This window comes from Bifidobacterium callitrichidarum, from assembly GCF_003129905.1.
GTDB lineage: Bacteria > Actinomycetota > Actinomycetes > Actinomycetales > Bifidobacteriaceae > Bifidobacterium > Bifidobacterium callitrichidarum.
In genome coordinates this window covers 1-824 of sequence record NZ_QFFM01000060.1, presented here as the reverse complement: position 1 = coordinate 824, position 824 = coordinate 1, and the positions used below count along the sequence as shown (strand labels likewise).

1 protein-coding gene is annotated in these 824 nt (G+C 64.3%); it reads left to right on the top strand.

Annotated elements, in window-relative coordinates:
- Positions 1-824 (top strand): anaerobic ribonucleoside-triphosphate reductase (nrdD, locus tag DF196_RS13100; protein WP_277745755.1); only part of this gene is annotated, 824 nt, incomplete at both ends.

Here is an 824-nt window from a genome sequence, read left to right as displayed (position 1 = left end):
GTGGCCCACCAGGCCCTGCAGTTCCGCATCATGCGCTGCAAGGAGGCCACCCCGGTCAACGCCCCGACGCTGTTCCGCTTCGGCGCCTTCGGACGTCTGGGCGCCAACGACAACGTGGACCAGCTGTTCAAGAACGAGCGCGCCACCGTGTCCCTGGGTTACATCGGCCTGGCCGAGACCACCGCGGTCTTCTACGGCAAGAACTGGATCCGCGACCACGGCTGGGATCCGGAAGGCAAGGAGTTCGCGCTGTCCATCGTCAAGCGCATGAACGAGCTGTGCAAGCAGTGGAGCAAGGCGGAGGGATACCACTACTCCGTGTACTCCACGCCGTCCGAGTCCCTGACCGACCGCTTCAACCGCATGGATCGCGAGAAGTTCGGCCGCATCGAGGGCGTGACCGATCATGACTTCTACACCAACTCGTTCCACTACCCGGTGTGGCTGCAGCCGACCCCGATGGAGAAGCTTAACTACGAGAAGGACTTCCCGTACTACGCCTCCGGCGGCTTCATCAACTACTGCGAGTACCCGTGCCTGCAGGACAACCCGAAGGCGCTCGAGGCCGTGTGGGACTACGCCTACAACATCGGCATCGGCTACCTGGGCACCAACACCCCGATCGACCACTGCTTCGTGTGCGGCTTCCAGGGCGACTTCGAGCCCACCGAGGAAGGCTTCAAGTGCCCGGAGTGCGGCAACTCCGACCCGGACAAGTGCAACGTGACCAAGCGCACCTGCGGCTACCTCGGCAGCCCGGTCCAGCGCCCGATGGTCCACGGCCGCCACGAGGAGATCGCCCACCGCGTCAAGCACATGAGCGG